Annotated in this window: 21 protein-coding genes; 11 read left to right on the top strand and 10 right to left on the bottom strand. The window is 51.4% G+C overall.

Annotation, left to right across the window (positions count from 1 at the left end):
- Positions 1-51 precede the first annotated feature (51 nt).
- From ACXAD4_RS03925 to ACXAD4_RS03910, 4 genes are all read left to right on the top strand, one after another.
- Positions 52-354: a DUF6172 family protein gene (locus ACXAD4_RS03925; RefSeq protein WP_475238830.1), complete on the top strand. Its 303-nt coding sequence runs from the start codon at positions 52-54 to the stop codon at positions 352-354.
- Between the two features lie 242 nt (positions 355-596).
- The gene (locus ACXAD4_RS03920) at positions 597-1,901 is read left to right on the top strand and encodes an efflux RND transporter periplasmic adaptor subunit (RefSeq protein ID WP_475238828.1); all 1,305 of its coding nucleotides are present in this window, start codon (positions 597-599) and stop codon (positions 1,899-1,901) included.
- A complete protein-coding gene (locus ACXAD4_RS03915) occupies positions 1,898-5,053 on the top strand; it encodes an efflux RND transporter permease subunit (RefSeq protein ID WP_475238827.1) in 3,156 nt (1,051 codons plus the stop codon). Before ACXAD4_RS03920 ends, ACXAD4_RS03915 begins: the two co-directional genes overlap by 4 nt.
- Before the next feature lie 47 nt (positions 5,054-5,100).
- A complete protein-coding gene (locus ACXAD4_RS03910) occupies positions 5,101-5,706 on the top strand; it encodes a TetR family transcriptional regulator (RefSeq protein ID WP_475238825.1) in 606 nt (201 codons plus the stop codon).
- Between the two features lie 60 nt (positions 5,707-5,766).
- On the opposite strand, the gene yfbV is transcribed toward ACXAD4_RS03910, so the two are convergent.
- On the bottom strand, positions 5,767-6,219 hold the full coding sequence (yfbV, locus tag ACXAD4_RS03905; RefSeq protein ID WP_475238823.1) for a terminus macrodomain insulation protein YfbV: 453 nt from the start codon (positions 6,217-6,219) through the stop codon (positions 5,767-5,769).
- Positions 6,220-6,552: 333 nt separating this feature from the next.
- Between yfbV and ACXAD4_RS03900 the strand changes: the two genes are divergently transcribed.
- The 3 genes from ACXAD4_RS03900 to ACXAD4_RS03890 all read left to right on the top strand — a co-directional run bounded on the left by ACXAD4_RS03900 (position 6,553) and on the right by ACXAD4_RS03890 (position 11,678).
- Positions 6,553-7,749, top strand: coding sequence for an acetate kinase (locus ACXAD4_RS03900; protein ID WP_222552137.1), 1,197 nt, complete (start codon positions 6,553-6,555; stop codon positions 7,747-7,749).
- 166 nt (positions 7,750-7,915) lie between these two features.
- A complete protein-coding gene (gene pta / locus ACXAD4_RS03895) occupies positions 7,916-10,054 on the top strand; it encodes a phosphate acetyltransferase (RefSeq protein ID WP_475242706.1) in 2,139 nt (712 codons plus the stop codon).
- 301 nt (positions 10,055-10,355) lie between these two features.
- Complete coding sequence (locus tag ACXAD4_RS03890; RefSeq protein WP_187462356.1) at positions 10,356-11,678, top strand: anaerobic C4-dicarboxylate transporter; 1,323 nt, start codon at positions 10,356-10,358, stop codon at positions 11,676-11,678.
- Positions 11,679-11,805: 127 nt separating this feature from the next.
- Here ACXAD4_RS03890 and focA read toward each other — a convergent pair whose 3' ends face one another.
- From focA to ACXAD4_RS03860, 6 genes are all read right to left on the bottom strand, one after another.
- A complete protein-coding gene (focA, locus tag ACXAD4_RS03885; protein ID WP_475238821.1) occupies positions 11,806-12,651 on the bottom strand; it encodes a formate transporter FocA in 846 nt (281 codons plus the stop codon).
- 346 nt (positions 12,652-12,997) lie between these two features.
- Positions 12,998-13,546 (bottom strand): phosphodiesterase, encoded by a 549-nt coding sequence (gene yfcE, locus ACXAD4_RS03880; protein ID WP_475238818.1) that lies wholly within the window; start codon positions 13,544-13,546, stop codon positions 12,998-13,000.
- Positions 13,547-13,622: 76 nt separating this feature from the next.
- The gene (locus ACXAD4_RS03875; protein ID WP_475238816.1) at positions 13,623-14,030 is read right to left on the bottom strand and encodes a CBS domain-containing protein; all 408 of its coding nucleotides are present in this window, start codon (positions 14,028-14,030) and stop codon (positions 13,623-13,625) included.
- Entirely contained in the window at positions 14,027-14,377 is a 351-nt protein-coding gene (locus ACXAD4_RS03870) for a P-II family nitrogen regulator (RefSeq protein ID WP_039458099.1), read from the bottom strand. Before ACXAD4_RS03870 ends, ACXAD4_RS03875 begins: the two co-directional genes overlap by 4 nt.
- Positions 14,367-15,161 carry a DUF1538 domain-containing protein gene (locus tag ACXAD4_RS03865; protein ID WP_475238813.1) on the bottom strand — a complete coding sequence of 265 codons (795 nt, stop codon included), beginning with the start codon at positions 15,159-15,161 and terminating at the stop codon, positions 14,367-14,369. The genes ACXAD4_RS03870 and ACXAD4_RS03865 overlap by 11 nt, the downstream gene beginning before the upstream one ends.
- A gap of 10 nt (positions 15,162-15,171) precedes the next feature.
- The gene (locus tag ACXAD4_RS03860; protein ID WP_475238811.1) at positions 15,172-15,906 is read right to left on the bottom strand and encodes a DUF1538 family protein; all 735 of its coding nucleotides are present in this window, start codon (positions 15,904-15,906) and stop codon (positions 15,172-15,174) included.
- Positions 15,907-16,124: 218 nt separating this feature from the next.
- On the opposite strand from ACXAD4_RS03860, the gene ACXAD4_RS03855 reads away from it, so the two are divergent.
- Positions 16,125-17,033, top strand: a complete 909-nt coding sequence (locus ACXAD4_RS03855) for a TIGR01777 family oxidoreductase (RefSeq protein WP_475238809.1) — start codon at positions 16,125-16,127, stop codon at positions 17,031-17,033.
- 110 nt (positions 17,034-17,143) lie between these two features.
- Here ACXAD4_RS03855 and ACXAD4_RS03850 read toward each other — a convergent pair whose 3' ends face one another.
- The gene (locus ACXAD4_RS03850; RefSeq protein WP_475238807.1) at positions 17,144-19,600 is read right to left on the bottom strand and encodes an ABC transporter permease; all 2,457 of its coding nucleotides are present in this window, start codon (positions 19,598-19,600) and stop codon (positions 17,144-17,146) included.
- A complete protein-coding gene (locus tag ACXAD4_RS03845) occupies positions 19,597-20,271 on the bottom strand; it encodes an ABC transporter ATP-binding protein (RefSeq protein ID WP_475238804.1) in 675 nt (224 codons plus the stop codon). The genes ACXAD4_RS03850 and ACXAD4_RS03845 overlap by 4 nt, the downstream gene beginning before the upstream one ends.
- Between ACXAD4_RS03845 and tesA the strand changes: the two genes are divergently transcribed.
- From tesA to ACXAD4_RS03830, 3 genes are all read left to right on the top strand, one after another.
- Positions 20,270-20,869: a multifunctional acyl-CoA thioesterase I/protease I/lysophospholipase L1 gene (tesA, locus tag ACXAD4_RS03840; protein ID WP_475238802.1), complete on the top strand. Its 600-nt coding sequence runs from the start codon at positions 20,270-20,272 to the stop codon at positions 20,867-20,869. The two genes, ACXAD4_RS03845 and tesA, sit on opposite strands and share 2 nt — an antisense overlap.
- 27 nt (positions 20,870-20,896) lie before the next feature.
- On the top strand, positions 20,897-21,736 hold the full coding sequence (locus tag ACXAD4_RS03835) for an SDR family oxidoreductase (RefSeq protein WP_475238800.1): 840 nt from the start codon (positions 20,897-20,899) through the stop codon (positions 21,734-21,736).
- Between the two features lie 564 nt (positions 21,737-22,300).
- Positions 22,301-23,155 carry a co-chaperone YbbN gene (locus tag ACXAD4_RS03830; protein WP_475238798.1) on the top strand — a complete coding sequence of 285 codons (855 nt, stop codon included), beginning with the start codon at positions 22,301-22,303 and terminating at the stop codon, positions 23,153-23,155.
- 77 nt (positions 23,156-23,232) lie between these two features.
- Here ACXAD4_RS03830 and cueR read toward each other — a convergent pair whose 3' ends face one another.
- Positions 23,233-23,625 carry a Cu(I)-responsive transcriptional regulator gene (gene cueR / locus ACXAD4_RS03825; protein WP_475242705.1) on the bottom strand — a complete coding sequence of 131 codons (393 nt, stop codon included), beginning with the start codon at positions 23,623-23,625 and terminating at the stop codon, positions 23,233-23,235.
- Between the last annotated feature and the right edge of the window lie 13 nt (positions 23,626-23,638).

Genomic DNA, 23,638 nt, shown 5'->3' with positions numbered 1-23,638 from the left:
TACTCATCGTGCCCAGCGTGTTCTGGGCCTTATTGATTTTTTAGGAAAACGATGAAAAAAACATTTGCTTTAACTCACCCGAAGAAAGCGGTTCCACGCGTTGTCGAAGCTGTAAAATACGAGGTAAAGAAATACCTCAAGCGTGAACGTAACAAATCCCTGCCAGCAGGCGCTGACTACTGGGATTTCGACTGTAAATATGGTCACACCGAGCAGGAAGCAAAGGTAATCCACGTTAAAGAAATCAACAAGTGCATTGACGAAGCCGAGTCACTGGCGCTGACGTCTTTCTACTTGGAAATCTTGGCTAAGCCGGCAGTCCGCACCAAGCGCCAAGTTGAAGACGAAGAGTAATCGTCACCTCAACAAAGCCACTACTACCGTGGCTTTGTTTAACTTTATTTTTCCAACTTCTATTTTTCCCCGCCTCTTTTTTGCCTCCCCGCTCTTCAAACACCCCTCACTACCTAACATCGCCCGACGTCGCAAATTTACCAACACAATGGCTTAAACCAATAAGAGCAAAATTTACCACCTTTACATACATTCATGAATGTATGTAAAATTCACTTACTGTCCTTTTCCTGAGCACCGCAATGAAAATTCGTACCCTGACTGCCAAGGCATGGCTCATCTTTCCGATCGGTTTACTGATACTGACTGGCTATCGTTTTATGCAACTAGAAGACACCAGTCAGATCCACCCCCAGCAACCTCAACCGGTTAAAGTACAAACGGAACAAGTCCTACCGGAGCTGATCACTGGGTGGTCGTTCTCTGAAGGCACGGTACAAGCCTATCGCAAGGCTTTCTTGGATTTCGAAGCGTCGGGTAAGGTAGTCACTATCGGTGAACTGGAAAATGGCACCCAACTCAGGGAAGGCGCCAGAGTCTTCGGCCCGGATGACACCATCAACCGCGGCCAGTTCTTGGCACAGATCGACAGCCGCCAGAACTCCGCCTCGGTCAAAGCACTTGAAGCTCGACTGCAGGCTGTTCGTGCCCAGAAGCAAGAAGCCGAAGCCCGCCTCCAGCAGGCCGAAAATGATCTAGCGCTCTCCAAGCAGAACTTTGCCCGAATGGAAGAAGTCTATGAACGCGGCGTCATTTCACAGGATGAGTTCGAACGCAACAAAACCGCCCTGCTCAATGCCCAATCCGCTGTTGCCATGAATATCAGTGGATTAGAAGCAATAGAATCGGACATTCTCAGTGTATCGGCCGATATCAATCGCGAAACGGTGAGCCTTGAAAAAACCAGCCTGTTTGCCCCCTTTGATGGCTACATTGCGGCCATGAATATCCGCGAGGACAACCACTACTATCCACCAACCGGTATCAACTCAAACCGTGATCGTGAAGCCAGCAGCGCGATTGTCATCGTGGATGACAGCCTGTTAGAAATACAACTGGAGCTACCGGTTGAAGATGCCCGATTGCTAAAGGAAGGCCAAACCGTTTATTTAGCCAGTGACAACACAACCCTATACCGGGCCGAAGAGAGCCAGTTTCAAGGCAGCGATGTGGTGACCGGTACCATTTGGTCTGTCAGCCCGACGATTAACCTCCAGCGCCGCTCGCAGAGTGTCAAAGTGCGAGTCCATAACGATGAACAACAGCTGATTGACGGTGAATTTGTCCGCGCCTGGATTGCTGCAACTGTTGTTGAGGACGCAATATCGCTGCCTATCCATGCTATTTCGTTCCGCAGTGGCAATGCTTTCGCGTTTATCGTCAATCACGATAACCAAGTAGAAGAGCGTCAACTGTCCCTTGGCCTGCAAGGGCTACGCCGTATCCAAGTGTTAAATGGGCTCGAGGCGGGCGATCAGGTTGTTACCCGTGGCCAGCACCTACTGGTAAACGGTAGTCAAGTTGAGGTAGTCGGGGTGACCCAATGAGGCCAATTGCACGTAAACTCTTTGTCCAAACCCTGGTTGGCCGCCTACTGCTGGGGATGATTGTCCTTGCCGGGCTGCTGTCATACAACAACATGGTGCGGGAAAACTACCCTGACCTGGAGATCCCCCAGGCCATAGTCATGACCTTCTGGCCGGGCGCCGCGCCAGAGCAAATCGAAAAAGAGATCACCAAACCCCTCGAAGATGAGATCCGCAGCCTCAAAGGGCTGAAGTCTTTTTCCAGCGGTTCGTATAACTCCTACTCCATTGTTGCCGTCGAGTTTGATGCCGATATGCCGATGAGCGAATCGATGCAGCTATTGCGTGCGGCGATCGATAAGGCCGAAGCGGAATTTCCCGCCGATAACAGCATTGAAAAGCCGGATATCGAGGAGATGTCAGTTTCCAACATGCCGGTGATCAGCTGGGTGCTCAGTGGTGATGTCGATGACATTCTGCTGTCCGATACCGCCAAGCACTTGGAATCCCAGTTCGAAAACTTACCGCTGGTAAAAAAGGTTAACCTCAACGGGATGCGTGAGAAAAGCCTTCATGTCCGCTTGAGAATGGACCGGCTACGCGACTTGGGGATCTCACCACTGCTGGTTCGCGATCGCCTGCAAAATGCCAACCACGATATGGCATGGGGTGAGTTCGAGTCTGATGAGAACACCTTCAACCTCTACTTGTCGGGCCGTTTCGTCACCGTTGAACAAGTCCGCCAGTTGCCGATCACCCGCCTGAGCGATAACCGCCCGGTACGTTTAGGAGAGCTGGCCGAAGTCAGTCACCGCCTTGACCGCGAAGTCAGCCGGACTTTCTTCAGCGTCAACAACCAGCCCTTTGAACTAGGCATCACCCTGGATGTGCTCAAATATCCCGGAGCTGATACCTTTGCCGTTATCGACGCGACCCAACAGAAAGTCGACGAACTCATCAGCCGCTCGGATTGGCCGCAAGGGCTGTCCCTGTCACGGGTCAGTGATGATGGTGAGCTGATCGAGCTGGCTTTCAACGATATTTCCAGCTCGATGAAACAGGCAGTGGTAATTGTCTTTGTGGTGTTGATGCTACTGCTGAGTTGGCGCGAAGCCCTGGTTGCAGGTATCGCCCTACCCGTCACTCTGCTGGCCACGCTAGCTGTAATGGCAAGCTTTGGCTACTCCTTCAACTCGATGATCATGATCGGCATGGTGCTGGCACTTGGCCTGATGGTCGATGTCTACATTCTGGTTATGGAAGGGATGCACGAAGGGCTGTACGTGAAAAAGCTTTCGTTTGCAGAAGCGGCCATCGAAACCGTACGTCAGTTTATCTTGCCAGCAACCGCCGGGCAGCTCACCACCATTCTGGCCATGGTGCCGATGATGATGGTCGGCGGCATCGACGGGAAGTTCATCCGTATTTTGCCCATCACCATCACTGTCACCTTGCTGATCAGCTTGTTCATTGCGTTCCTGATCTGTATCCCGCTGTCACGCTATATGCTGGAGAAAGCGGCCAACAATGACAAGGAGCTGCTGATCGATAAACTATCAAGCCGCTACCGTCATCAGTTGCGCCAATGGCTTGCCACCTATGTCCTCAAGAGCAAGCGCCGTGCCGGTGTTTGGGTCGGCGGTACCTTGGTGCTGTTTATTGCCAGTATCATGCTCGTTGGCCTGATGCCGTCAGAGATGTATCCGGAAGCCGATGACCGAAAAATCGGCGTGTCGCTGGTACTGGCACCAGACTCCACCCTGGAGCAATCACAGCGAGCTGCTGACAAGGCTGGTGAATTCTTGCGCCAGCAGCCTTGGATTGAAAAGGTCATTACCTATGTCGGGGCCAAAAGCCCAATGACAACGGCCTCGCTCAACGATGCCCTGCTGCCTTCACAGGAGTGGAACCAAGTCGGTTTCAGCCTGACCCTTTATCCTAAAGATCAACGCGATAAGTTATCCTTTGAGTACCTGGAAGAAATCCGCGAGGGTATCCAGCAGGCGCTGCATGACGAGCCGGGCATCGAAGTGTCTCTGGTTCACATCGGGGGTAACCCAGATACGTCAGCACCGATCCAAGTTGACCTGATCGGTCCGGACTACAATCAATTGATCGCCAACGCTGCCGAGGTCAAAGCCGCGCTGGCACAGGTACCGGGCAGCAGCGACATCAATGACAACCTTGGCCCCGCCCGCTATGAAGTTCGCTTTAATTTCAAGCATGAGATGCTGAGCTTCCACCAGCTGTCAGAGGCGGAAGTCTCCCAGCAGATCCGGGTCGCGATGGAGCAGGACGAGATCGGCCACTTCAAAATTGAAGGCATTGACGACGATGCCAAGATGCGCCTGAGCGTGTTGTGGCCAAGCCGTGGCGAGCAACTGGGTGGCCCCCGCCATCTGTCGGAAATGCAGCTACTGCATATCATCAGCCAGGATGGCCGCGCCGTGCCTTTGAGTGATCTGGTCGATTACCAGATTGTCGAAACACCCCGGGTGTTCGTCCACAAAGAAGGACAGCGTGCCGTAACGGTCAGCTCGCGAACCGAAGGCCGTACCGCAGGCGAAGTGATCACTGCCCTACTCCCGCACTTGGAGCAACTGCAAGCCGGTTGGCCAACTGGCTATTACTTCCAGCTAGGGGGCGAAATGGCCAAAGCCGACGAAAGCTACAGCGCAATGGGCACTGCCTTTATCCTGGCGATGTTCTCGATTTTCGTGCTGCTGACCCTGATGTTCAACTCCTTTGCCCAGCCAGCCATTATCTTGCTGATTGTCCCGCTGGCTTTGATGGGCACCTTCTTCGGCTACTTCCTGTCGGGCACCGCGATGTCATTCTCGGGGCTGATCGGGATTGTCTCGCTGGCCGGTATCGCGGTAAACAACGGTATCGTGCTGGTTGATACCATGAACCGCCACCTCAAGCGTGGGGAGTCTGTCGCCCAGGCTGCTGCCTATGGTGCCGCAGAGCGTTTGAGGCCTATTCTCAGCACCAGTCTGACAACCATTCTCAGTTTGCTGCCGTTGGCGTACAGCGATCCGCAGTGGTATCCGCTGTGTATGGCGATTATCTATGGCTTGGTGGCCTCGACCATTATTGCCATTGTAATAATCCCCGCGTTGTATATTCTTTTGACCAAACCATTACCGAGCCCTTTGGCTCAACATGCCTAATAGATGATCGGGAGTGCCGGTGCACTCCCGAATCTCGGATAAAACAAATGGCAAGAAAAAGTAAAGAAGAAGCCGAGCAGACTCGGCAGCTAATACTGGATACTGCAATGAAGGTATTCAGCGAAAAAGGCTTAGCAAAAACGACCCTGGCCGGTATTGCTACAGAAGCAGGGCTCACCCGCGGGGCGATTTACTGGCATTTCAAAGACAAGGCCGACTTATTGGACGCTCTTTGGAAAGCCCAGTCTCCGGAGCTGCAACAGGCTATCTATGCGACGCAGCAACTTGAGGGGGACAAACTAAAAGCAGGTATGCTCAATACCGCACGGGTACTGCTGGTAGAAATGCACGACAACCCCAAGATGAAGATGATCATGCAGCTCTCGTTCCAGTGCTTTGCCGATGAGAGCTTGATGAACAACTTCATTGAACAATCGCGGGAAGATCGCGCCCTGATGCTCGCTGCCATGGAGAGCCTGGATGCTTCTGGGCTGCTACACGATCACCTCACACCACAGATAGCAGCAACGATTTTCGAAAGCTTACTATCAGGAATATGCGAGCAGTGGTTAATGCACGGTATGCCAGAAAAAAATGACGCTGATATAGAAAGCTATCTCCGCTCGCTTTCTTTGGCACTTTTTGCCGGGTAGAGCCGAGACAGGAAATGCACGAGCGGTAACGCTCGTGCTTCAAATCAAATAACAGGAAAGCTAGAACCAGCGTTCCAGTGAGGATTTATCGAGCTGCTTGAAGGCACGGTTTAGCACTTGCGCCAATTCTTTATAGCGCGGACGGCTCTTCAACGGCTGCAGCGCATACCCTTCACTAACAATCTTGTCATGGATCTCACGGTACCAGGTTGCCAGCGACGGCGGCAAATCGGTCCGGCTGCGCTTGCCGAGCCACCACAACCCTTGCAAGGGCATGCTTAAGGCAAACAGGGCAATAGTGATCGCCTGAGGTAAAGCGTCATAGTTATCAAAGGCCATTTGGCTCAATACACTCATTACCGCAACGGCAGGCATTACCCGCATCGCAAAACGTGTCGCTTTGATATAGCGCTGCTCGGGAAACAGGATGGCCAACTCTTTGCGCATTGGCCACGTAGCCATGTAATCCTGGCCATGACGGAAAGCTTGCCAAATAGAATGTTGTTGACTCATAAACCACCAAACTTCAAAAAAAACAGTAAAAATTCAAAACCGGCGATAACAAACTTGATTCAAATTAATTTTTTCTAAAAATACTTTTGTTATATTGCACCACAATCGCTATCCTATGCACGCCTACATTTATTGTTGCCTGTAATCATCGTTCTGGCAACTGAAGGCGCTTCCAAGGATGGCCCAGAATCTGGGTTACACGATTCTATCTTGATACGGATGTAGCACGATTTTGACCCTGATTAGACCGGCTTATCGAAAAGTCGTCTATCCTATGGGTAATTTTTATTTCAGTTGAATATCAACTTTCAGACAGATTATAGGTAGTCACTCATGTCTAAGCTGGTTTTAGTTCTTAACTGCGGTAGTTCTTCTCTAAAGTTCGCTGTTGTTGACGCGGTATCAGGTGAAGAGCACCTGACAGGTCTTGCAGAATGTCTGCACCTTCCAGAAGCACGTATCAAGTGGAAGCTTGATGGTAAGCACGAAGCTCAACTAGGCGACGGCGCTGCTCACGAAGAAGCTCTAGCGTTCATGGTAGACACAATTCTTGCTTCTAAGCCTGAACTAGCTGAAAACCTAAAAGCTATCGGTCACCGTGTAGTACACGGCGGCGAGCAGTTCACTAAGTCTGCACTTATCTGTGAAGATGTACTTAAAGGTATCGAAGACTGTGCAACACTTGCACCTCTTCACAACCCTGCTCACATCATCGGTATCAAAGCTGCTCAGAAGTCTTTCCCAGCGCTTAAGAACGTTGCTGTATTCGACACTGCGTTCCACCAGACTATGCCTGAAGAAGCGTACCTATACGCTCTACCGTACAACCTATACAAAGAGCACGGTATCCGTCGCTACGGTATGCACGGTACTTCTCACCTATTTATCACTCGCGAAACTGCGAAGCTACTAGGTAAGAAAGAAGAAGAACTAAACATCATCAACTGTCACCTAGGTAACGGTGCTTCAGTTTGTGCAATCAAGAACGGTCAGTCTGTAGATACTTCTATGGGTCTAACTCCTCTTGAAGGTCTAGTAATGGGTACGCGTTGTGGTGACATCGACCCAGCTATCATCTTCCACATGCACGACAACCTAGGTTACTCTGTTGAGAAAATCAACAACATGCTAACTAAAGAGTCTGGCCTAATGGGTCTGACTGAAGTGACTTCTGACTGTCGTTTCGTTGAAGACAACTACGGCGAGAAAGAAGAAGCAACACGTGCAATGGACGTGTTCTGCCACCGTCTAGCTAAGTACGTTGCTGGTTACACTGCATCTCTAGAAGGTCGTCTAGACGCAATCACTTTCACTGGCGGTATCGGTGAAAACTCTGCACCTATCCGTGAGATGGTTCTAAACCGCCTTGCTATCCTAGGTGTTGAAGTTGACGGTGAAGCTAACCTTAAAGCACGTTTCGGCGGCGAAGGTGTGATCACTACTGAAAACAGCCGTGTTCCTGCAATGGTTGTTTCAACTAACGAAGAACTAGTTATCGCTGAAGATACAGCTCGTCTAGCTGAAATCTAATCGGTCGATACTGATTCCAACGGCTGGCCTAGGCCGGCCGTTTTTTCATGGCTTATGACCATAGGTCATGCTTTTTTGTGGTGCTGTCCAATACCGGTTCACCCATCGTTATTGCACAGCACTGTCGTGTTCAATAGTTGAGGAATCCATAGTGTCCCGTACTATTATGCTTGTTCCGGTTGGTGCCGGAGTTGGTCTTACTAGCGTAAGCCTTGGTGTGCTTCGTGCAATGGAGCGCAAAGGTGTTCGCGTTTCTTTCTTCAAGCCTATCGCCCAGCCACGTCACGGTGGCGGTCAGCCAGATCTAACAACGAACATCATCGCAGCCAACAGCGATATGAAAGTGGCTGAACCATTCTCAATGGCTTGTGCTGAAGAGCTTATCCGTAACGATAAGAGCGACGTGCTACTAGAAGACATCGTTGCACGCTTCAAAGAAGCAACAGCTGACGCTGAAGTTGCGCTAATCGAAGGTCTAGTACCGACTCGCAAGCACCCATTTGCTAACCAGATCAACTACGAGATCGCTAAGACTCTGGATGCGGAAATCGTATTCGTTGTTGCACCTGGTACTGATAACCCAGCTCAGCTTAAAGAGCGTATCGAAGTAGCATGTTCTAACTTCGGCGGTATCAAGAACAAGCAAATCGCTGGTGTTATTGTTAACAAGCTTAACGCACCTGTTGACGCTGAAGGCCGTACTCGCCCAGACCTATCTGAAATCTTCGACGACGCTGAAGCTACTGTGCCTTCAAACGTTGAAGTTATGCAGGTATTCAACTCAAGCCCAATCCGTGTACTAGGCTGTGCACCTTGGAGCGCTGAGCTGATCGCGACTCGTTCAACTGACATCGCTAAGCACCTGAACGCTGAAATCATCAACGAAGGTGAAATCGCAACTCGCCGTATCAAGAGCATCACTTTCTGTGCGCGTTCTATCCCGCACATGGTTGAGCACTTCCGCCCTGGCTCTCTGCTAGTAACTTCTGCAGACCGTCCAGACGTTATCGTTGCAGCATGTCTTGCGGCAATGAACGGCGTTGAAATCGGTGCCCTACTGCTTACGGGTGGCTACGAGCTACCTAAGCCAGTTATGGACCTATGTGAGCGCGCATTCGAAACAGGCCTGCCTGTTATGACTGCTATGGGTAACACTTGGCAGACATCTCTGAACCTTCAGAGCTTCAGCCTAGAAGTACCAGCTGACGACAAAGAGCGTGTTGAGCTAGTTAACGAATACATGGCAAGCCACATTGATGGCCAGTGGATTGAATCTCTAACTGAAGGTTCAACCAAAGAGCGTCGCCTAAGCCCACCAGCATTCCGTTACGAGCTAACTGAACTTGCACGTAAAGCGGCTAAGCGTATCGTTCTGCCAGAAGGCGACGAACCACGTACAGTTAAAGCAGCTGCTATCTGTGCTGAGCGCGGCATCGCTGAGTGTGTGCTTCTTGGTAACCCAGAAGACATCAAGCGTGTTGCTGAGCAGCAAGGCGTTACTCTAGGTGCTGGCGTAACTATCATCAACTCTGATGAAGTACGTGAAAACTACGTTGCTCGTCTTGTAGAGCTACGTGGCCACAAAGGCATGACTGACGTTGTTGCTCGTGAAAAACTTCAGGATTCTGTTTTCCTAGGCACAATGATGCTAGAAAACGACGAAGTTGACGGCCTGGTTTCTGGTGCGGTTCACACGACTGCGAACACTATCGTTCCTCCATTCCAGATCATCAAGACTGCACCTGATGCGTCTATCGTATCTTCTGTATTCTTCATGCTACTACCTGATCAGGTACTGGTATACGGTGACTGTGCGATCAACCCAGATCCAACAGCTGAGCAGCTAGCAGAAATCGCTATCCAGTCTGCTGACTCTGCAAAAGCATTCGGCATCGAGCCTCGCGTAGCAATGATCTCATACTCTACCGGTACTTCTGGTAAGGGTGCAGACGTTGAGAAAGTACGTGAAGCAACCAAGCTTGCTCAAGAGAAGCGTCCTGATCTAGTTATCGACGGCCCTCTACAGTACGATGCTGCGATCATGGAAAACGTTGCTGCTTCTAAGGCGCCTAACTCTCCAGTAGCAGGTAAAGCAACTGTATTCGTATTCCCAGACCTAAACACGGGTAACACGACTTACAAAGCGGTACAGCGTTCTGCAGACCTAGTATCTATCGGTCCAATGCTTCAGGGCATGCGCAAGCCAGTTAACGACCTATCTCGCGGCGCACTAGTAGACGACATCGTTTACACTGTTGCTCTTACTGCGATCCAGGCAAAACAAGCTGACGACGCTAACAAGTAATTTTTTGTTACTTGCATAATCTTTCAATGCCCCGCACCGCGGGGCATTTTTTTACTCATATAAAATCAGTTTCTTATCTTTTCCCCTGAATAATTATTCCTACTTTTTTCACGCAACTGACAGCATATGTTGACAGGCGTCACAATACCCACATAAAGAGTATGAATATTCGTTAACGGAATGTTTTTTCGGAACTTGTATACCACTTTTGGTGTAGTTGATGGTTTATAAACCCGAGTTAAGAACTTAGTGCAGAAGTTCGAGCGGTTATTGACTTATATGAAACAAGGATAATGGAATAATGTTCTGGATACACCTGTTATTACTGCTAGCTGTCATTTTGATCGGCATACGCCATGGCGGTATCGCCTTTGGTTTACTTGGGGGCCTTGGTGTCTCCGTAATGACATTCGTTTTTGGTATCGCCCCGGGCCAACCGCCTGTCGGTGTTATGCTTATCATCCTCGCGGTGGTTGCCGCCTCTGCCACCCTTGAGGCCACCGGTGGCTTGAAGCTACTGGTTAAATTTGCCGAGCGCCTGCTTCGCAAACACCCTGAGCATGTAGTTTTCCTAGGCCCGATTTGTACTTACTCACTGACAGTACTGGTAGGTACCGGCCACTCGGTTTACCCGCTACTGCCTGTTATCTATGATGTCGCTTATAAGAAAGGTATCCGTCCTGAGCGTCCGATGGCAATGGCCACCGTTGCTTCGCAAATGGGTATCACTGCCAGCCCAATCGCAGCTGCTGCTGCCGTGGTGATGGCAACGGCAATGGACAACAATCTGGATATCAACCTGATCAACGTGTTGATGGTGACCATTCCGGCAACCTTTGGCGGCCTATTGATTGCGTGTCTGTGGAGCCTGAAGCGCGGTAAAGACCTTGACAAAGATCCAGAGTTCCAAGCTCGCCTTGAAGACGAAGAGTTCCGCAGCAGCCTGGTAGATCCTGACCAGGAAGGCTCTGCTGAAGAAGAAGCCGAGCACGAGCGTACAGCCAAGAAGGGCCTTACTGTATTCTTGCTGGGTATTCTTGCCGTTGTTGGTATCGCCCTGTTCAGCAAGCAGGTGCTGCCACAAGGCGTTGGCATGTCGGTCGCTATCCAGTTCATGATGCTATCGGTCGGTGCGGTAATCCTGCTGACCACCAAGATTTCGCCTAAGCGTATCGTTAACAGCAACGTTTTCATTGCCGGTATGAGCGCGGTGATCACCATCTTCGGTATCGCCTGGTTCAGTGACACTATCATCGGCCACCACAAAGAGTACCTGGTTGGTCTGGTAAGCGGCATGGTTAACGTCTACCCATGGACCTTCGCCTTTGCAATGTTCTTCGTGTCAGTGTTCCTGAAGAGCCAGGCAGCCGTGCTGACGATTATGATGCCGCTAGGTTTTGCCCTTGGCATCGACCCTGCAGTACTGATTGGTGTGCTACCAGCGTGTTACGCTTACTTCTTCTTCCCGTTCTATCCAAGTGATCTAGCTGCTATCAGCTTCGACCGCTCGGGCACTACGGCAATCGGTAAGTACGTACTTAACCACAGCTTCATGATCCCAGGCTTTATCGGTGTGGGCTCTGCCACCATCATTGGTTACTTCATCTCTATGATGGTGAACTAAACCAGTCCGGAAATAAAAAAAGGCCGCTACATCCGTAGCGGCCAACATGTCAGACTCGAATCAACACAAGAAATAAAAAACTAACTCAATACCAAGCTAGTAAAACGTAGAACACGGTACTCCCCACTTACTTGCTGCGTAAGTAGATAATCCAATACCCCATACCGACAAACACACCACCACCGATGATATTCCCCAGAGTTACCGGGATCAGGTTATTGATAACAAAATTGCTAAGGGTCAAGTCAGCGAAATCCGCAGGATTCATGCCAGACATCTGCCAAAACTCTGGCGTTGCGAGGTGCTTGATACCAATAGCCATCGGTACCTGGAACATGTTGGCAATACAGTGCTCGAAACCCGAAGATACAAACATCGCTACCGGCAGGATCATCACCAAAATTTTATCTGTCAGGGTACGACCGCTGAAGGTCATCCATACCGCCACACACACCAGCACATTACACATAACGCCAAGGGCAACGGCCTGCATGAAGTCATGATGCAGTTTATGCTGGGCAATTTGCATCGCATTGATACCTACCGCACCGCTGCCAGACATGTACTGTTTGGTCATCAGCATGATCGCAACAAGCATCAGCGCACCGAGTAGGTTACCGATATACACCACACCCCAGTTGAGCCAAAGGCTCTTCCAGCTGATCTTTCCGCTGGCACGGGCAACAAGCGTCAACACAGAACTGGTAAACAGCTCGCCACCGGTGATCACAACCAAAATCAGACCTAGGCTAAATGCCAAACCACCGATAAAACGCGACATCCCCCATGGCATGTCACCGGCACCAGTAGTGACTGTGGTATAGAACACAAACGCAATACCAATATGCATCCCAGCGGTGATCGCCAGTAGCAACGACTTCATCGGATCTTTGGTGGCCTTGCTTACACCTACCTCGGCCGCTTTCTCCGCCATTTGTGGCGGTAATAACGAATCAAACTGATTCTGACACATATTGTTTGGCACCTGACACATCTTGAAATACACAAAAATAAGGAGGCGAGGATAGTGACTTTTATCACACAAATATTCAAGGGTTCACCAAAACAATAATTCGAGATATACGAACGAATTACTCGGATATTTCGAATCAACAAATATTGTAAACATCGAGCAACAAATCCGTACGCCAAAGATTCAAATCGCGCTAACATGCCGTCACATTGCAACTACATTTATACCCATATGTGCATAGCGGCTGAATGTTATGCAGCGGCTAAAGCCAGCAAACAAGCAATACCGAGATCAAAAAAGGCGGCTAAATAGCCGCCTTCCTCTCAACTGGTGAATAATTTGTCAATTACACCAACTCAACCTGGCAAATGATTTCGTCATCGAACGACAACACCTTGAGCATATTGTCTTCCATCAGGCCATAGCTCGCCTGGTATTCTCCACGCGGGATCGTCACTGAACCTGGGTTATAGGCATAAAGGGTATCTTTCTTTTCAGCAACAGGCAGGTGGGTATGGCCTGACACCACCACATCACCATCGCGCAGGCGCGGGTGCTTATCACCGTTGTAAAGGTGGCCGTGGGTTAGGAACAGGCGGCGGCCGTTTGGTAACAGTACTAGGTTGTAGTCCGCCATCATCGGGAAATCCAGCAGCATTTGATCTACATCACTGTCGCAGTTGCCTCGTACAGCGGTGATCTTCTCGGCATGCTGGTTGAGCTGCTCGGCTACCTCAATCGGTGCGTAACCCACAGGCAGTGCGTTGCGAGGACCGTGATTGAGTACGTCACCAAGCAGGATCAGGTGATCGGCACCACTCTGCTCGAACTTTGCCAGAGTACGGCGGGTGCTGTCGGCGCAGCCGTGGATATCAGAAGCAAAAAACAATTTCATGTCAGGAGATCTTTCTTTGGTACAGGATGCCAGTGATCCTACACCTAAGCCCATGACAATGCCATTGTACCAACGATTACGATTCTTCCCGCAGCATGCCGTTCAGTACGATGTTGTTATAGCTCACCATGCCGATGATATGGCCATTCTCAATAACCGGTGCGCGACTGATCCCAAAGCGCTCGAACAAACGGGCACAATAGCGGACATCCATCGAGGCACTGACCGACAAGGCAGGTTTGGTCATAATTTCATAGATGTTAGTCCGCTCCGGCGAGCGGTCCAGCGCCAATACCTTTTTGGCAATGTCGTTCATAAGCACAATTCCGTACTCATCATCGTCATTGCGCTTGTTGACGATCAATGCTTTAACTTGCTTGCGCTTGGCAGTGCGGATTGCCTCAGCCACCGTTGTCAGCCCTTCAACCGTCGCATAGGTGTCCATCATTACATCCCGTACCCGGACCAAGGTGTCATCACTCATAACTTCGCCTCAACAACTTTGGTTAACGTTTCAACCTGGTGGGCTACCCCCACCGCATCCTCGACATCGAGTTGGACTGCGATCCCCTGCCCTGAGGAGGAATCAAAATCCCCAACCCGCTCGATGGTTTCCAAAATAGTCCTAGCCAGGTGCTCTTCGACCACAAACAAGATCACATCCCGTTGGACATCCAGTCCGAGGCCGAAAAAGGTTTTCTTCTGGTACAAACCTTCCCCGCGGGCATTGTTGATCACCGTCGCTCCGGTCGCCCCAGCCTTGCGCGCAGCATCCAAGACAGCATCGGTTTTCGAGTCCTCTACAAAGGCCAATAACAACTTAAATCGCATTTCCTTCTCTCCTCTTAGCCTGTCTTGCCGACAACTGGGCATAAGCCATCACAGTGATCATCGGAAACAGGCTGGCAAACGCAATAAGCCCAAACCCATCGAGCATCGGGTTTCTTCCCGGCACAGTGGACGCCAGCCCTAGCCCTAGGGCCGTAACAATCGGTACCGTTACCGTCGATGTCGTCACCCCGCCTGAGTCATAGGCCAAGGGGACAATCATTTTCGGTGCGAAATAGGTCTGCACCACTACCACACAGTAACCCGCAAGAATGTAATAGTGGAGCGGGTCGCCGGCCACAATTCGGTAGCTACCAAGCGAGATCCCAACTGCCACACCCAATGCCACCGCAATACGCAGGCCGTTAACACTAATTGTGTCACCCGAAACCTGATTGGCTTTTATCGCCACGGCAATCAGTGAGGGCTCGGCAATGGTGGTACTAAATCCAATCGCAGCAGCAAAAATGTATACCCAGTAATACTGAGTCCAGGGGATCACATCCGGGATCCCCTCGCCACTGTCGAATAGGAAATCCATCGCCGTCAGCTGGGCGGCCATAGATTCTCCTAACGGAAACAACGCCAATTCAAGACCGAGTAGGAAAAATGACAGCCCGACCACGACATAAACGAACCCCAGTGCAACCCTCGGCCAATTGGTAACAGGACGGCGTAATACCACCAGCTGGAAACCGAAAATGATGACGGCAATCGGTACCACATCGCGCACTGTCATCAGCAAAGTGGAGAAAAAATGAGGAACAATCCCATTAAGCTCTGTCATCTCAGTCCTCCTAGTGCACCAGCATGCCGTAGGCCATGACGAATATCATCGGCGTCAGCGAGGCAAAGGCAATCAGGCCAAAGCCGTCCACTATCGGGTTACGGCCTTTTATCGATGAGGCCAGCCCGACACCGAGCGCAGCCACCAGCGGGACGGTTATGGTCGACGTGGTCACCCCGCCGGAATCATAGGCGATCCCGACAATGGCTGAAGGGGCAAACCAGGTCATGATCATTACCAGCAAATAGCCTCCGATGATCATCCGGTGGATCGGCCAGCCTTTTAAGATACGTATCACCCCAAGCATAATGGCTATACCGACCGACAGCGCCACCGTCAAACGCAGGCCCGTTGCATAATCCAGCTGACTTTTGGCATCAGTCGCTATCAACCCGCCTTCGGCTGCCACCTTGGCAGCCTCTGCCACAACAGCAGTTAGTGCTGGCTCTGCAATGGTGGTGCCAAACCCTAAGCAGAACGCGAAGCACAACAGCCACCACACGCTACCCTTGCTGGCAAAGGAGCGGGCCATCGACTCGCCAATCGGAAACAACCCCATTTCCAGCCCGAACACAAACAGGGTCAGGCCAATCACGACAAAGGCTAGGCCAACCAGAATAGGGCCGAGTTGCGGCATCGGTTGCTGCAGAACAACCAATTGGAAAAAGCCTATCACCAAGATGATCGGCAATAAGTCACGCAGACTGGAGAGCAGGGATTTCAGCAGGGCGAGTACAAACGACATTCCACCTCCTGGCTGTCGCCCGGTAATCAAAAGTGGGTATACCTTCAAGGTACTCCCCAATCGCATATAGACACAGCTTTTATATCCAAACACGAGAGCTAGCCCACATAACCAAATGTCATAAAGAAAATAGTAAGCGGTACCAACCCTTTGGTTTAGCTATACTTATGTCGGAAGTCTTACCACGTAGGGCAAAGCCATAGCCTAAAAGGAGAAGCATGAAGATATTAGTGACCGGCGGCACCGGGTTTATCGGCTCGGCCCTAATCAATGCGCTAAAGCAGCACGATGTCACCGTATTGAGCCGGGACCCAGCCAAGGCAAGCCAAAACCTCGGAAGCAGGATCAACGCCGTCGCCTCCCTTGACCAGTTCGATAACCTCGACGACTTTGATGCGATTATTAATCTCGCCGGCGAGCCGATCATCAACAAGCGCTGGAGCCCGCAGCAAAAGAAGAAAATCTGCCACAGCCGCTGGGGACTGACAGAGCAGCTGGTTGCAAAAATACAAGCCGGCAACCAACCGCCCCACACTTTTATCAGTGGCTCGGCGGTTGGGATTTATGGCGACCAGAAAGACACCGTCATAGACGAGTCGTTTGCCATCAGCGACCATGTGAACCACGAAGATTTTGCCCACCATGTCTGCCAGCGCTGGGAAGAGATAGCCCTTGAAGCAGAGAGTGAACAAACCCGGGTCTGCCTGCTTCGCACTGGCATTGTGCTGGGGAAACATGGCGGCGCGCTGGCAAAAATGCTGCCGCCCTACCAACTCGGGCTAGGCGGGCCGATTGGCAATGGCTCGCAATACACGCCTTGGATCCACCTGCAAGATATGGTCGATGCGATAGTGTTCCTGCTCGAGACGCCAGCAGCAAAAGGCGCATTCAACCTAACTGCGCCAGAGCCCGTCACTAACAAGGTATTTAGCCAAACCTTAGCCAAAGCACTGCGCCGGCCTCATATCTTCTTCACTCCGGCATTCGTGCTGAAACTGGCTCTCGGAGAAGCTGCATCGCTGCTGCTCGAAGGCCAACGAGCGGTACCGACCAAGCTCGAGGCGCTCGGCTACGACTTTCGCTACAGAACTATTGATGTGGCACTAGGAGATATTGCCTCTGCCTAAGCATCTCCCTAGGCTTGCCTAGTTTCCACATCTACGAGTGATGACTAAAAAGGCTTCCTGATTCGAATGAACCGGGAAGCCTTTTTTAGCAACATATTAATGTCTTATGCTTAACCCTTAACAGGTTGCAGCAGGCTGTTGATCATCGAGCGGATAATCAGCACCACCAGCATCAATGAGAGTAATGGCACCACCAACCACATCATCGGGTGCATGCTTACCGGCAGCTCAAAGCCCCACTTCACCAGCGCCGCAACGACCGCTTCAGCGCCAGCCGCTGCCATTACACCTGCCAGCAAGGCCATAATGCCGTACTCGCCCCACACCGTTGCCGAGACCCTTTTCCGGCTGGCACCCAGTGTACGGTACAAGCGGATTTCGTCCCGGCGCTGGGCCAGACTCAAGCGCAGCAAGGTCATTACCAACAATAAGCCACTGATCACACCCAAGCCCGCCAGCACCGACAGCGACAAGGAGACCTGCTGCATGATGCCCTGGATACGGGTTGCCATGGTGCGCAAGTCGAGCAGAGTAACGGTTGGATAATCCCGGCCAAGCTGATTAACAATAGCCTGTTGGTCTGCCTCAATACGGAAGCTCACCAGCCATGTAGACGGTATATCGGCCATCACATCAGGGGTGAAGATAAAGAAGAAGTTGGGCCGCATATTACGCCATTCGACTTCACGGATACTGGTCACTTTAGCACTGAAAGGTTGGCTGTTTACGTTGAAAGCTACAGTATCACCCACAGTGATTCCCAACCTTTCAGCCACACCCGATTCAACAGAAACCCCATTGGTGGCTTGCCATTCCCCAGCAATAACTTTGTTATGAACAGGAATGGACTCACGCCATGTCAAATTGAGCTCTCGTCGCAACGAGCCATCAATCTCTTGACCACCCTGTTTAGCGCGCTCAAGGAGGTCTTCTTGGTTGAGGTGGGTTATCCGCCCCCTTACCACCGGATAACTATCGGAGCGCATCACATTTTGCTGATCCAAATAGTTGAGATACTCCTCTTGCTGCTCTGGGCTAATATTAAGCGCAAACACATTCGGCGCATCTGCCGGTAGTGTCTGCTGCCAGTCCGCCAGCAGATCTGAGCGAAGCAGCCAAATCACTGTCAGCAGCATCAGTGAGCTGGTCAGAGCCGCCAATTGAGCCCCGGTTGCCATCGGGCTACGGTTGATTCGGCTCAATGCCAGCGTTATCGCCGGTCCCCAGCGACCTCGCTTGAGTCCCCGGACAATGGCGACCCCAACCACGGCAAGAATGACAAGAATTGCAGCTAATCCCAGCAAGGTTAACCACATTAATCCATTGCTTCCCAACCACAACAAGCCTGCGACCAAAGGCAACAGGGCCAGCAGGTAGCCCTTATTGCTGGTCTGCCAGCTATCCATTCGTTGTATCACCGAAATGGCAGGCGCATCCACCAGCTTCAACAACGGGATCCCCATGCCCGGGATAGCAACCAGCAAGGCAACAAGTACACTAACCACCAGCGGCGTAAAGCCTATTCCCGGTAAGGGATCGGGCAACACATCCACTAAGGGCACCCGAAGCAAGTATTCCAACAAAGCACCGATAGCAACCCCAGCTACCAGCGCAAGACCAAACAGCATGCCGAGCTGTCTTGCTAGCCATTGCCACAGCCACTTCTTGCTGGCGCCTAGGCTTTTCATCATTGCCACGACCTCGGTACGGGTCGAGGCGTAATGCATGCAGGTCAACACCAGGGTGGCCGTCGCCATCAAGATCACCAATATCAGGGTGAGCGAGAGGTACTGGCGGGCTTTTTCGATAACATCACCGGTTCGTCCCTGCGAGGTTTCACTCAGCCAGCGCTGCCCTGGCTCAAGCTCTACTTGTTCCTGCAATGCCTTGAGCTGGCTATCTGCGCCAGTGAAATACGCCCGGTACTGAACCCGGCTGCCCGGCTGGATTGCCCCGGTATTATCCAAGTCATCAGCATGAATGAGCACGGCCGGCATCTGGCTGAACGGGTTAAACGACAGCTCAGGCTCCTGCACAATGGTGCCGCTAACCTTGAGTTCGGCATCACCAATCGCCAGCACATCACCGGGCTGGACTTTCAATAAATCAAATAGCCGCTCTGCCAGCCATAACTCACCAGGCTGAACTTGATGATGGGTACCAGACGGGCTTTTCAGCTCAAGCTCGCCCCGAAGCGGGAAGTCACTCTCGACGCTTTTGACGCTGACCAGTTGCATGGCCTCATCACTGAAAGCCATGGTACCGAAGCGCACCTGCTGGGAGACGACCAGCCCTAGCTGCTCCGCCTTGTCCAGGGTGGGTTGCTTAACCGGATTGGCCGAGCGAAATACTAAGTCGGCGGCAATCATGGATCGGCCTTGATCGACCATGATCTTCTCAACCCTCACCACCAAGGCTGCCAAGGCAAACACACAGGCGATAATCAATGTCAGGGCCACGGCAACTGGCCATAACTGGCCGTGCCACAGTTCTCGCCAGCTCCACTTGAGCAGCATCGAACGGTTGGCTGCTGGGGAATCGGATTGGATATCAGTCATTTCTGTCATGCGGCTACCAAACTCCCACTTTCTAGCGTCAAGGTGCGATCACAGCGTTGGGCCAGCTGGGGATCATGGGTCACCAATACTAGAGTGGTGCCGTGATCGCGGTTGAGGGCAAACAGCAATTCAATAATGTTGGCAGCGGTATGCTGATCCAGGTTTCCGGTCGGCTCATCGGCAAACAGCACCTTGGGCCGGGTCATGAATGCCCTCGCCAGTGCTACCCGCTGCTGCTCTCCGCCCGATAACTGTGCCGGAATATGAACTTCCCTGCCATTTAAGCCGACCTTTTCAAGCAACTCGCGGGCACGGCCCTCATCGGCTTCTTCCCCCTTTATGATGGCTGGCAGCATCACGTTCTCCAGTGCCGACAACGACGGGATCAACAAAAAGCTCTGGAAGACAAAGCCAATGCTGTCACTGCGCAGTGCTGCCCGCGCCTCGTCATCCATCGCTGCCAGAGGCTTGCCCAGCAGATCAATGCTGCCCTTGCTGGGAGTATCAAGCCCGGCCAGCAAGGTCATCAGGGTCGACTTTCCCGCTCCCGAAACACCAACCAAGGCAATAGCCTCGCCCTGCTCGACCTCGAGCGAAACATCCTGCAAAATGGTGAGAGACGATGATGCTGTCGTCACTTGCTTGGACACTGATACAGCTTTAATCACGGATGTAGACATGATGCGATTCCTTTCAGTAATCTTTTTTCTTGTTTTCACTCAGCACGCCCTCGCGGCCAAACTGATGGTACTGGGCGACAGCCTCAGTGCCGGATACCAGATGCAGGCTGAGCAGAGCTGGCCTAACCTGCTGGATGCTGAGCTTGAAAAGTATGGCCATGATGTCACTGTGGTCAACGCCAGTATTTCCGGCGATACCACAGGCAATGGGATGGCTCGGCTTCCCCGCCTACTCGAACAGCACCAACCCGATTTCGTCTTGATTGAGCTGGGCGCCAACGACGGGCTCAGAGGATTTCCTCCTACTACTATACGCAATAATCTCAATGAGATGATCACCGAGATTGAGCAAGCAGGCGCTTACCCGCTGCTGATGCAGATATTTGTACCGCCAAACTACGGCAAGCGCTATAGCGACCAGTTTGCAAAAGTGTATCAAGATATCAGCAAGCAACTGGAGATCCCGCTACTACCCTTTTTCCTCGAGCACATTATCCTCAAGCAGGAATGGATGATGGATGACGGCCTGCACCCTAAGCCCGATGCCCAGCCATGGATAGCTGATTTCATGGCCAAAGAGCTTGCCCCACACCTCTAAAGACAAAAAAGACAAGGAATGCCCCTAATGACGGCTACGAACCCGCTCCGAATCCTGATCACCGGCTGCAGCAGCGGCATTGGTTACTACTGCGCAAAAACACTCCACCAGCAGGGCCACACTGTTATCGCCAGTTGCCGCCAGCACAGCGATGTCGAGCGCTTACAAAGCGAGGGCATTAAAAGTGTACTGATGGACATGGACAGCGAGGAGTCAATTGAGCAGGGATTCAGTGAAGCCCTTGCCATAGCCGGCGGCAAACTGGATGTCTTGTTCAACAATGCCGCCTACGGCCAGCCTGGCGCCCTGGAAGACCTCCCTACCCATGCCCTACGCCAGCAATTTGAAAGCAACCTATTTGGCTGGCACCACCTGACCCGGCTGGTTATCCCGGTGATGCTGGCCCAAGGCAGCGGTAAAATTGTCCAGAACAGCTCGGTGTTGGGCTTAGTTGCCATGAAATACCGCGGTGCCTACAACGCCAGTAAATTCGCCCTGGAGGGCTACACGGATACACTGCGCCTCGAGCTGAGCAACACACCTATCAAGGTAAGTTTGATCGAGCCCGGCCCGATTGAGAGCCTATTCAGGGCCAATGCCAAAGCAAAATTCGAGCAATTTATTGATATGCCGAGTTCTCGCCACCAGGCCAGTTACCAGAATACGCTAGACCGGCTGGGCAAAGACTCACCATCAAGCAAGTTCACCCTCGGCCCTGAAGCGGTGTTGAAGCCGCTGCAAGCGATTATGAAAACCGCAGAGCCGAAGGCCCGATATTATGTTACACAGCCCACTTATATCTTTGGTTTCCTACGCCGTATTTTACCTACCAGGCTACTCGATTCAATGCTGGTCAAAAGTGATTAATAAACTGAATCAGGCATAGATCCAAACATAACGCTGGAGAATGATGTTCAATAAACACACAATAAAATAAGCCACTTACCAATAACCGGGATCAAAAAAGCACCAGCGAGAGCAAACAAACCTGAAAAAACACTGAATAGGCAGGCGGAAGCAGAGTTTCCGCCGAAAAAAGTAAGAAATGTCATATTTGTGTCACACAGCACGGTTAAGCTTGTAGTGTAAATTAAGGTTGTTCCCTACCGGCCTTTATTTTCCTCAATAACCGTTCCGATACAGAATAAAGAAAGGTGTGACGATGACATTGCGCCAAATAAATATCCTTTGTGTGTGTGTGACACTCGCATTGCTGTTAACGTTTCAATAAAAATGGAGAGCCGGGCTCTCCATTTTTATTTGTCTCGTCTTTTTCAAGCCATCTCTACAAACACATCTATATTTCACCACGACCATCACCTTCTCACTGTTTCACCTTGAAAATCCTCGTCTTCCCCCCCATAACTATCACAACGAAGAAATTTATGGCCTACGCACTTTTTCAGAAGTCCAGGGAGTGAAGATAAACCCATGTATGCACATCTAGCCATCGAACTCAACGAACAGAATCTACAACAGGTGATCGAGCAATCGATGCAAACCCCTGTGGTGATCAGCTTCTGGGCACCATCCATGCCGGAATCCGCTGAAGTTAACCAAATACTGGAGAAGCTAGCAGCTAACTATCAGGGCCAGTTCACCCTTGCAACGCTAAACTGTGAAACCCAAGCCATGGTTGCTGGGCAGTTTGGTGTTCGCAGCTTGCCAACGGTCGCCGTGTTCAAAAATGGCCAGCCAGTTGATGGTGCGGCCGGTCCGCAGACAGAGCAAAGCCTTACCGAAATGCTTGCCAAGCACCTACCAAGCCCTGAAGAGCTGGCGCTAAAAGCCGCGCTGGAGCAAGTCGACAACCAGCAATACAACGAAGCTTTGCCAGTACTGCGTGAGCTAGCGACCAAGTTCACCCAAAACAGCGTGATCAATTTGGCGATGGCCGAATGCCTGCTAGGTACGTCTCAATACGATGAAGCAGAAGCCCTGCTGGCTACAATCCCAATGCAAGATCAAGATGCCAAATACAAAGGCTTGATGGCAAAACTTGAACTGCACCAGCAAGCCAGCGATTCGCCTGAAATCCGCCTGCTGGAAGAAAAGCTAGCCGCAGAGCCTGGCAACAACGACATTGCCTTTGAGCTTGCCGTACAGTACAGCCAAGTTGAGCGCTCGGAAGAGGCATTGGAGCTACTGATCAATCTGCTGCGCAAAGACATGAACTTTGCCGATGGTGGAGCCAAGAAAGCCATGATGGACATATTGGCAGCGCTTGGTCAAGGTAACGCAGTCGCCAGCAAATACCGCCGCCAGCTTTACTCGCTACTTTACTAGTGGGTTAGCATACTGCGATTAAGAGAAAAGTTTGAAAAGGCAGGGTTATCCCTGCCTTTTTCATAGAAGGGAGAGGATTAGCCATGCCGGCACAGCCCTTCAATAATCGGGCAGCTTGCCCCCTCATCGCCCGGACACTGCTTGGTCAACGTTTCCAAAGTTTGCTTCATTTCCAGTAGCTCTTTGATTTTTTCATCGATCTCCACCAGTTTTTGCTCGGCCTTAGCTTTGACGTCGGCACTGCGTCGTTGCGGATCACGAGAGAACGCCAGCAACTCACGGCCTTCATCGAGGGTAAAGCCCACCAAGCGCGAACGTCGGATCAAATGCAGTTCATCGACATGCTTGGCGCTGTACTGACGGTAACCGTTGGCCGCCCTGCCCGGCGGTGAAATGATGCCCTTGTCTTCGTAAAAACGAATGGTCTTGGTCGTCAACCCGGTCTGTTGGGCAACTTCACTGATATTCATATCCAGCCTTACA

The sequence above is a fragment of the Photobacterium sp. AWH4_225 genome, assembly GCF_056158405.1.
This window is presented reverse-complemented; position numbering and strand designations above follow the sequence as displayed.

What these genes read in the sequence shown, in the direction of transcription:
- ACXAD4_RS03870 (WP_039458099.1), bottom strand. Translation starts at nt 14,377, where the DNA reads ATGCGATTTAAGTTGTTATTGGCCTTTGTAGAGGACTCGAAAACCGAT.
- ACXAD4_RS03850 (WP_475238807.1), bottom strand. Translation starts at nt 19,600, where the DNA reads ATGACAGAAATGACTGATATCCAATCCGATTCCCCAGCAGCCAACCGT.
- ACXAD4_RS03910 (WP_475238825.1), top strand. Translation starts at nt 5,101, where the DNA reads ATGGCAAGAAAAAGTAAAGAAGAAGCCGAGCAGACTCGGCAGCTAATA.
- ACXAD4_RS03855 (WP_475238809.1), top strand. Translation starts at nt 16,125, where the DNA reads ATGAAGATATTAGTGACCGGCGGCACCGGGTTTATCGGCTCGGCCCTA.
- ACXAD4_RS03915 (WP_475238827.1), top strand. Translation starts at nt 1,898, where the DNA reads ATGAGGCCAATTGCACGTAAACTCTTTGTCCAAACCCTGGTTGGCCGC.
- ACXAD4_RS03925 (WP_475238830.1), top strand. Translation starts at nt 52, where the DNA reads ATGAAAAAAACATTTGCTTTAACTCACCCGAAGAAAGCGGTTCCACGC.
- ACXAD4_RS03845 (WP_475238804.1), bottom strand. Translation starts at nt 20,271, where the DNA reads ATGTCTACATCCGTGATTAAAGCTGTATCAGTGTCCAAGCAAGTGACG.
- yfbV (WP_475238823.1), bottom strand. Translation starts at nt 6,219, where the DNA reads ATGAGTCAACAACATTCTATTTGGCAAGCTTTCCGTCATGGCCAGGAT.
- ACXAD4_RS03865 (WP_475238813.1), bottom strand. Translation starts at nt 15,161, where the DNA reads ATGACAGAGCTTAATGGGATTGTTCCTCATTTTTTCTCCACTTTGCTG.
- yfcE (WP_475238818.1), bottom strand. Translation starts at nt 13,546, where the DNA reads ATGAAATTGTTTTTTGCTTCTGATATCCACGGCTGCGCCGACAGCACC.
- cueR (WP_475242705.1), bottom strand. Translation starts at nt 23,625, where the DNA reads ATGAATATCAGTGAAGTTGCCCAACAGACCGGGTTGACGACCAAGACC.
- focA (WP_475238821.1), bottom strand. Translation starts at nt 12,651, where the DNA reads ATGTGTCAGAATCAGTTTGATTCGTTATTACCGCCACAAATGGCGGAG.
- ACXAD4_RS03890 (WP_187462356.1), top strand. Translation starts at nt 10,356, where the DNA reads ATGTTCTGGATACACCTGTTATTACTGCTAGCTGTCATTTTGATCGGC.
- pta (WP_475242706.1), top strand. Translation starts at nt 7,916, where the DNA reads ATGCTTGTTCCGGTTGGTGCCGGAGTTGGTCTTACTAGCGTAAGCCTT.
- ACXAD4_RS03900 (WP_222552137.1), top strand. Translation starts at nt 6,553, where the DNA reads ATGTCTAAGCTGGTTTTAGTTCTTAACTGCGGTAGTTCTTCTCTAAAG.
- ACXAD4_RS03860 (WP_475238811.1), bottom strand. Translation starts at nt 15,906, where the DNA reads ATGTCGTTTGTACTCGCCCTGCTGAAATCCCTGCTCTCCAGTCTGCGT.
- ACXAD4_RS03830 (WP_475238798.1), top strand. Translation starts at nt 22,301, where the DNA reads ATGTATGCACATCTAGCCATCGAACTCAACGAACAGAATCTACAACAG.
- tesA (WP_475238802.1), top strand. Translation starts at nt 20,270, where the DNA reads ATGATGCGATTCCTTTCAGTAATCTTTTTTCTTGTTTTCACTCAGCAC.
- ACXAD4_RS03875 (WP_475238816.1), bottom strand. Translation starts at nt 14,030, where the DNA reads ATGAGTGATGACACCTTGGTCCGGGTACGGGATGTAATGATGGACACC.
- ACXAD4_RS03835 (WP_475238800.1), top strand. Translation starts at nt 20,897, where the DNA reads ATGACGGCTACGAACCCGCTCCGAATCCTGATCACCGGCTGCAGCAGC.
- ACXAD4_RS03920 (WP_475238828.1), top strand. Translation starts at nt 597, where the DNA reads ATGAAAATTCGTACCCTGACTGCCAAGGCATGGCTCATCTTTCCGATC.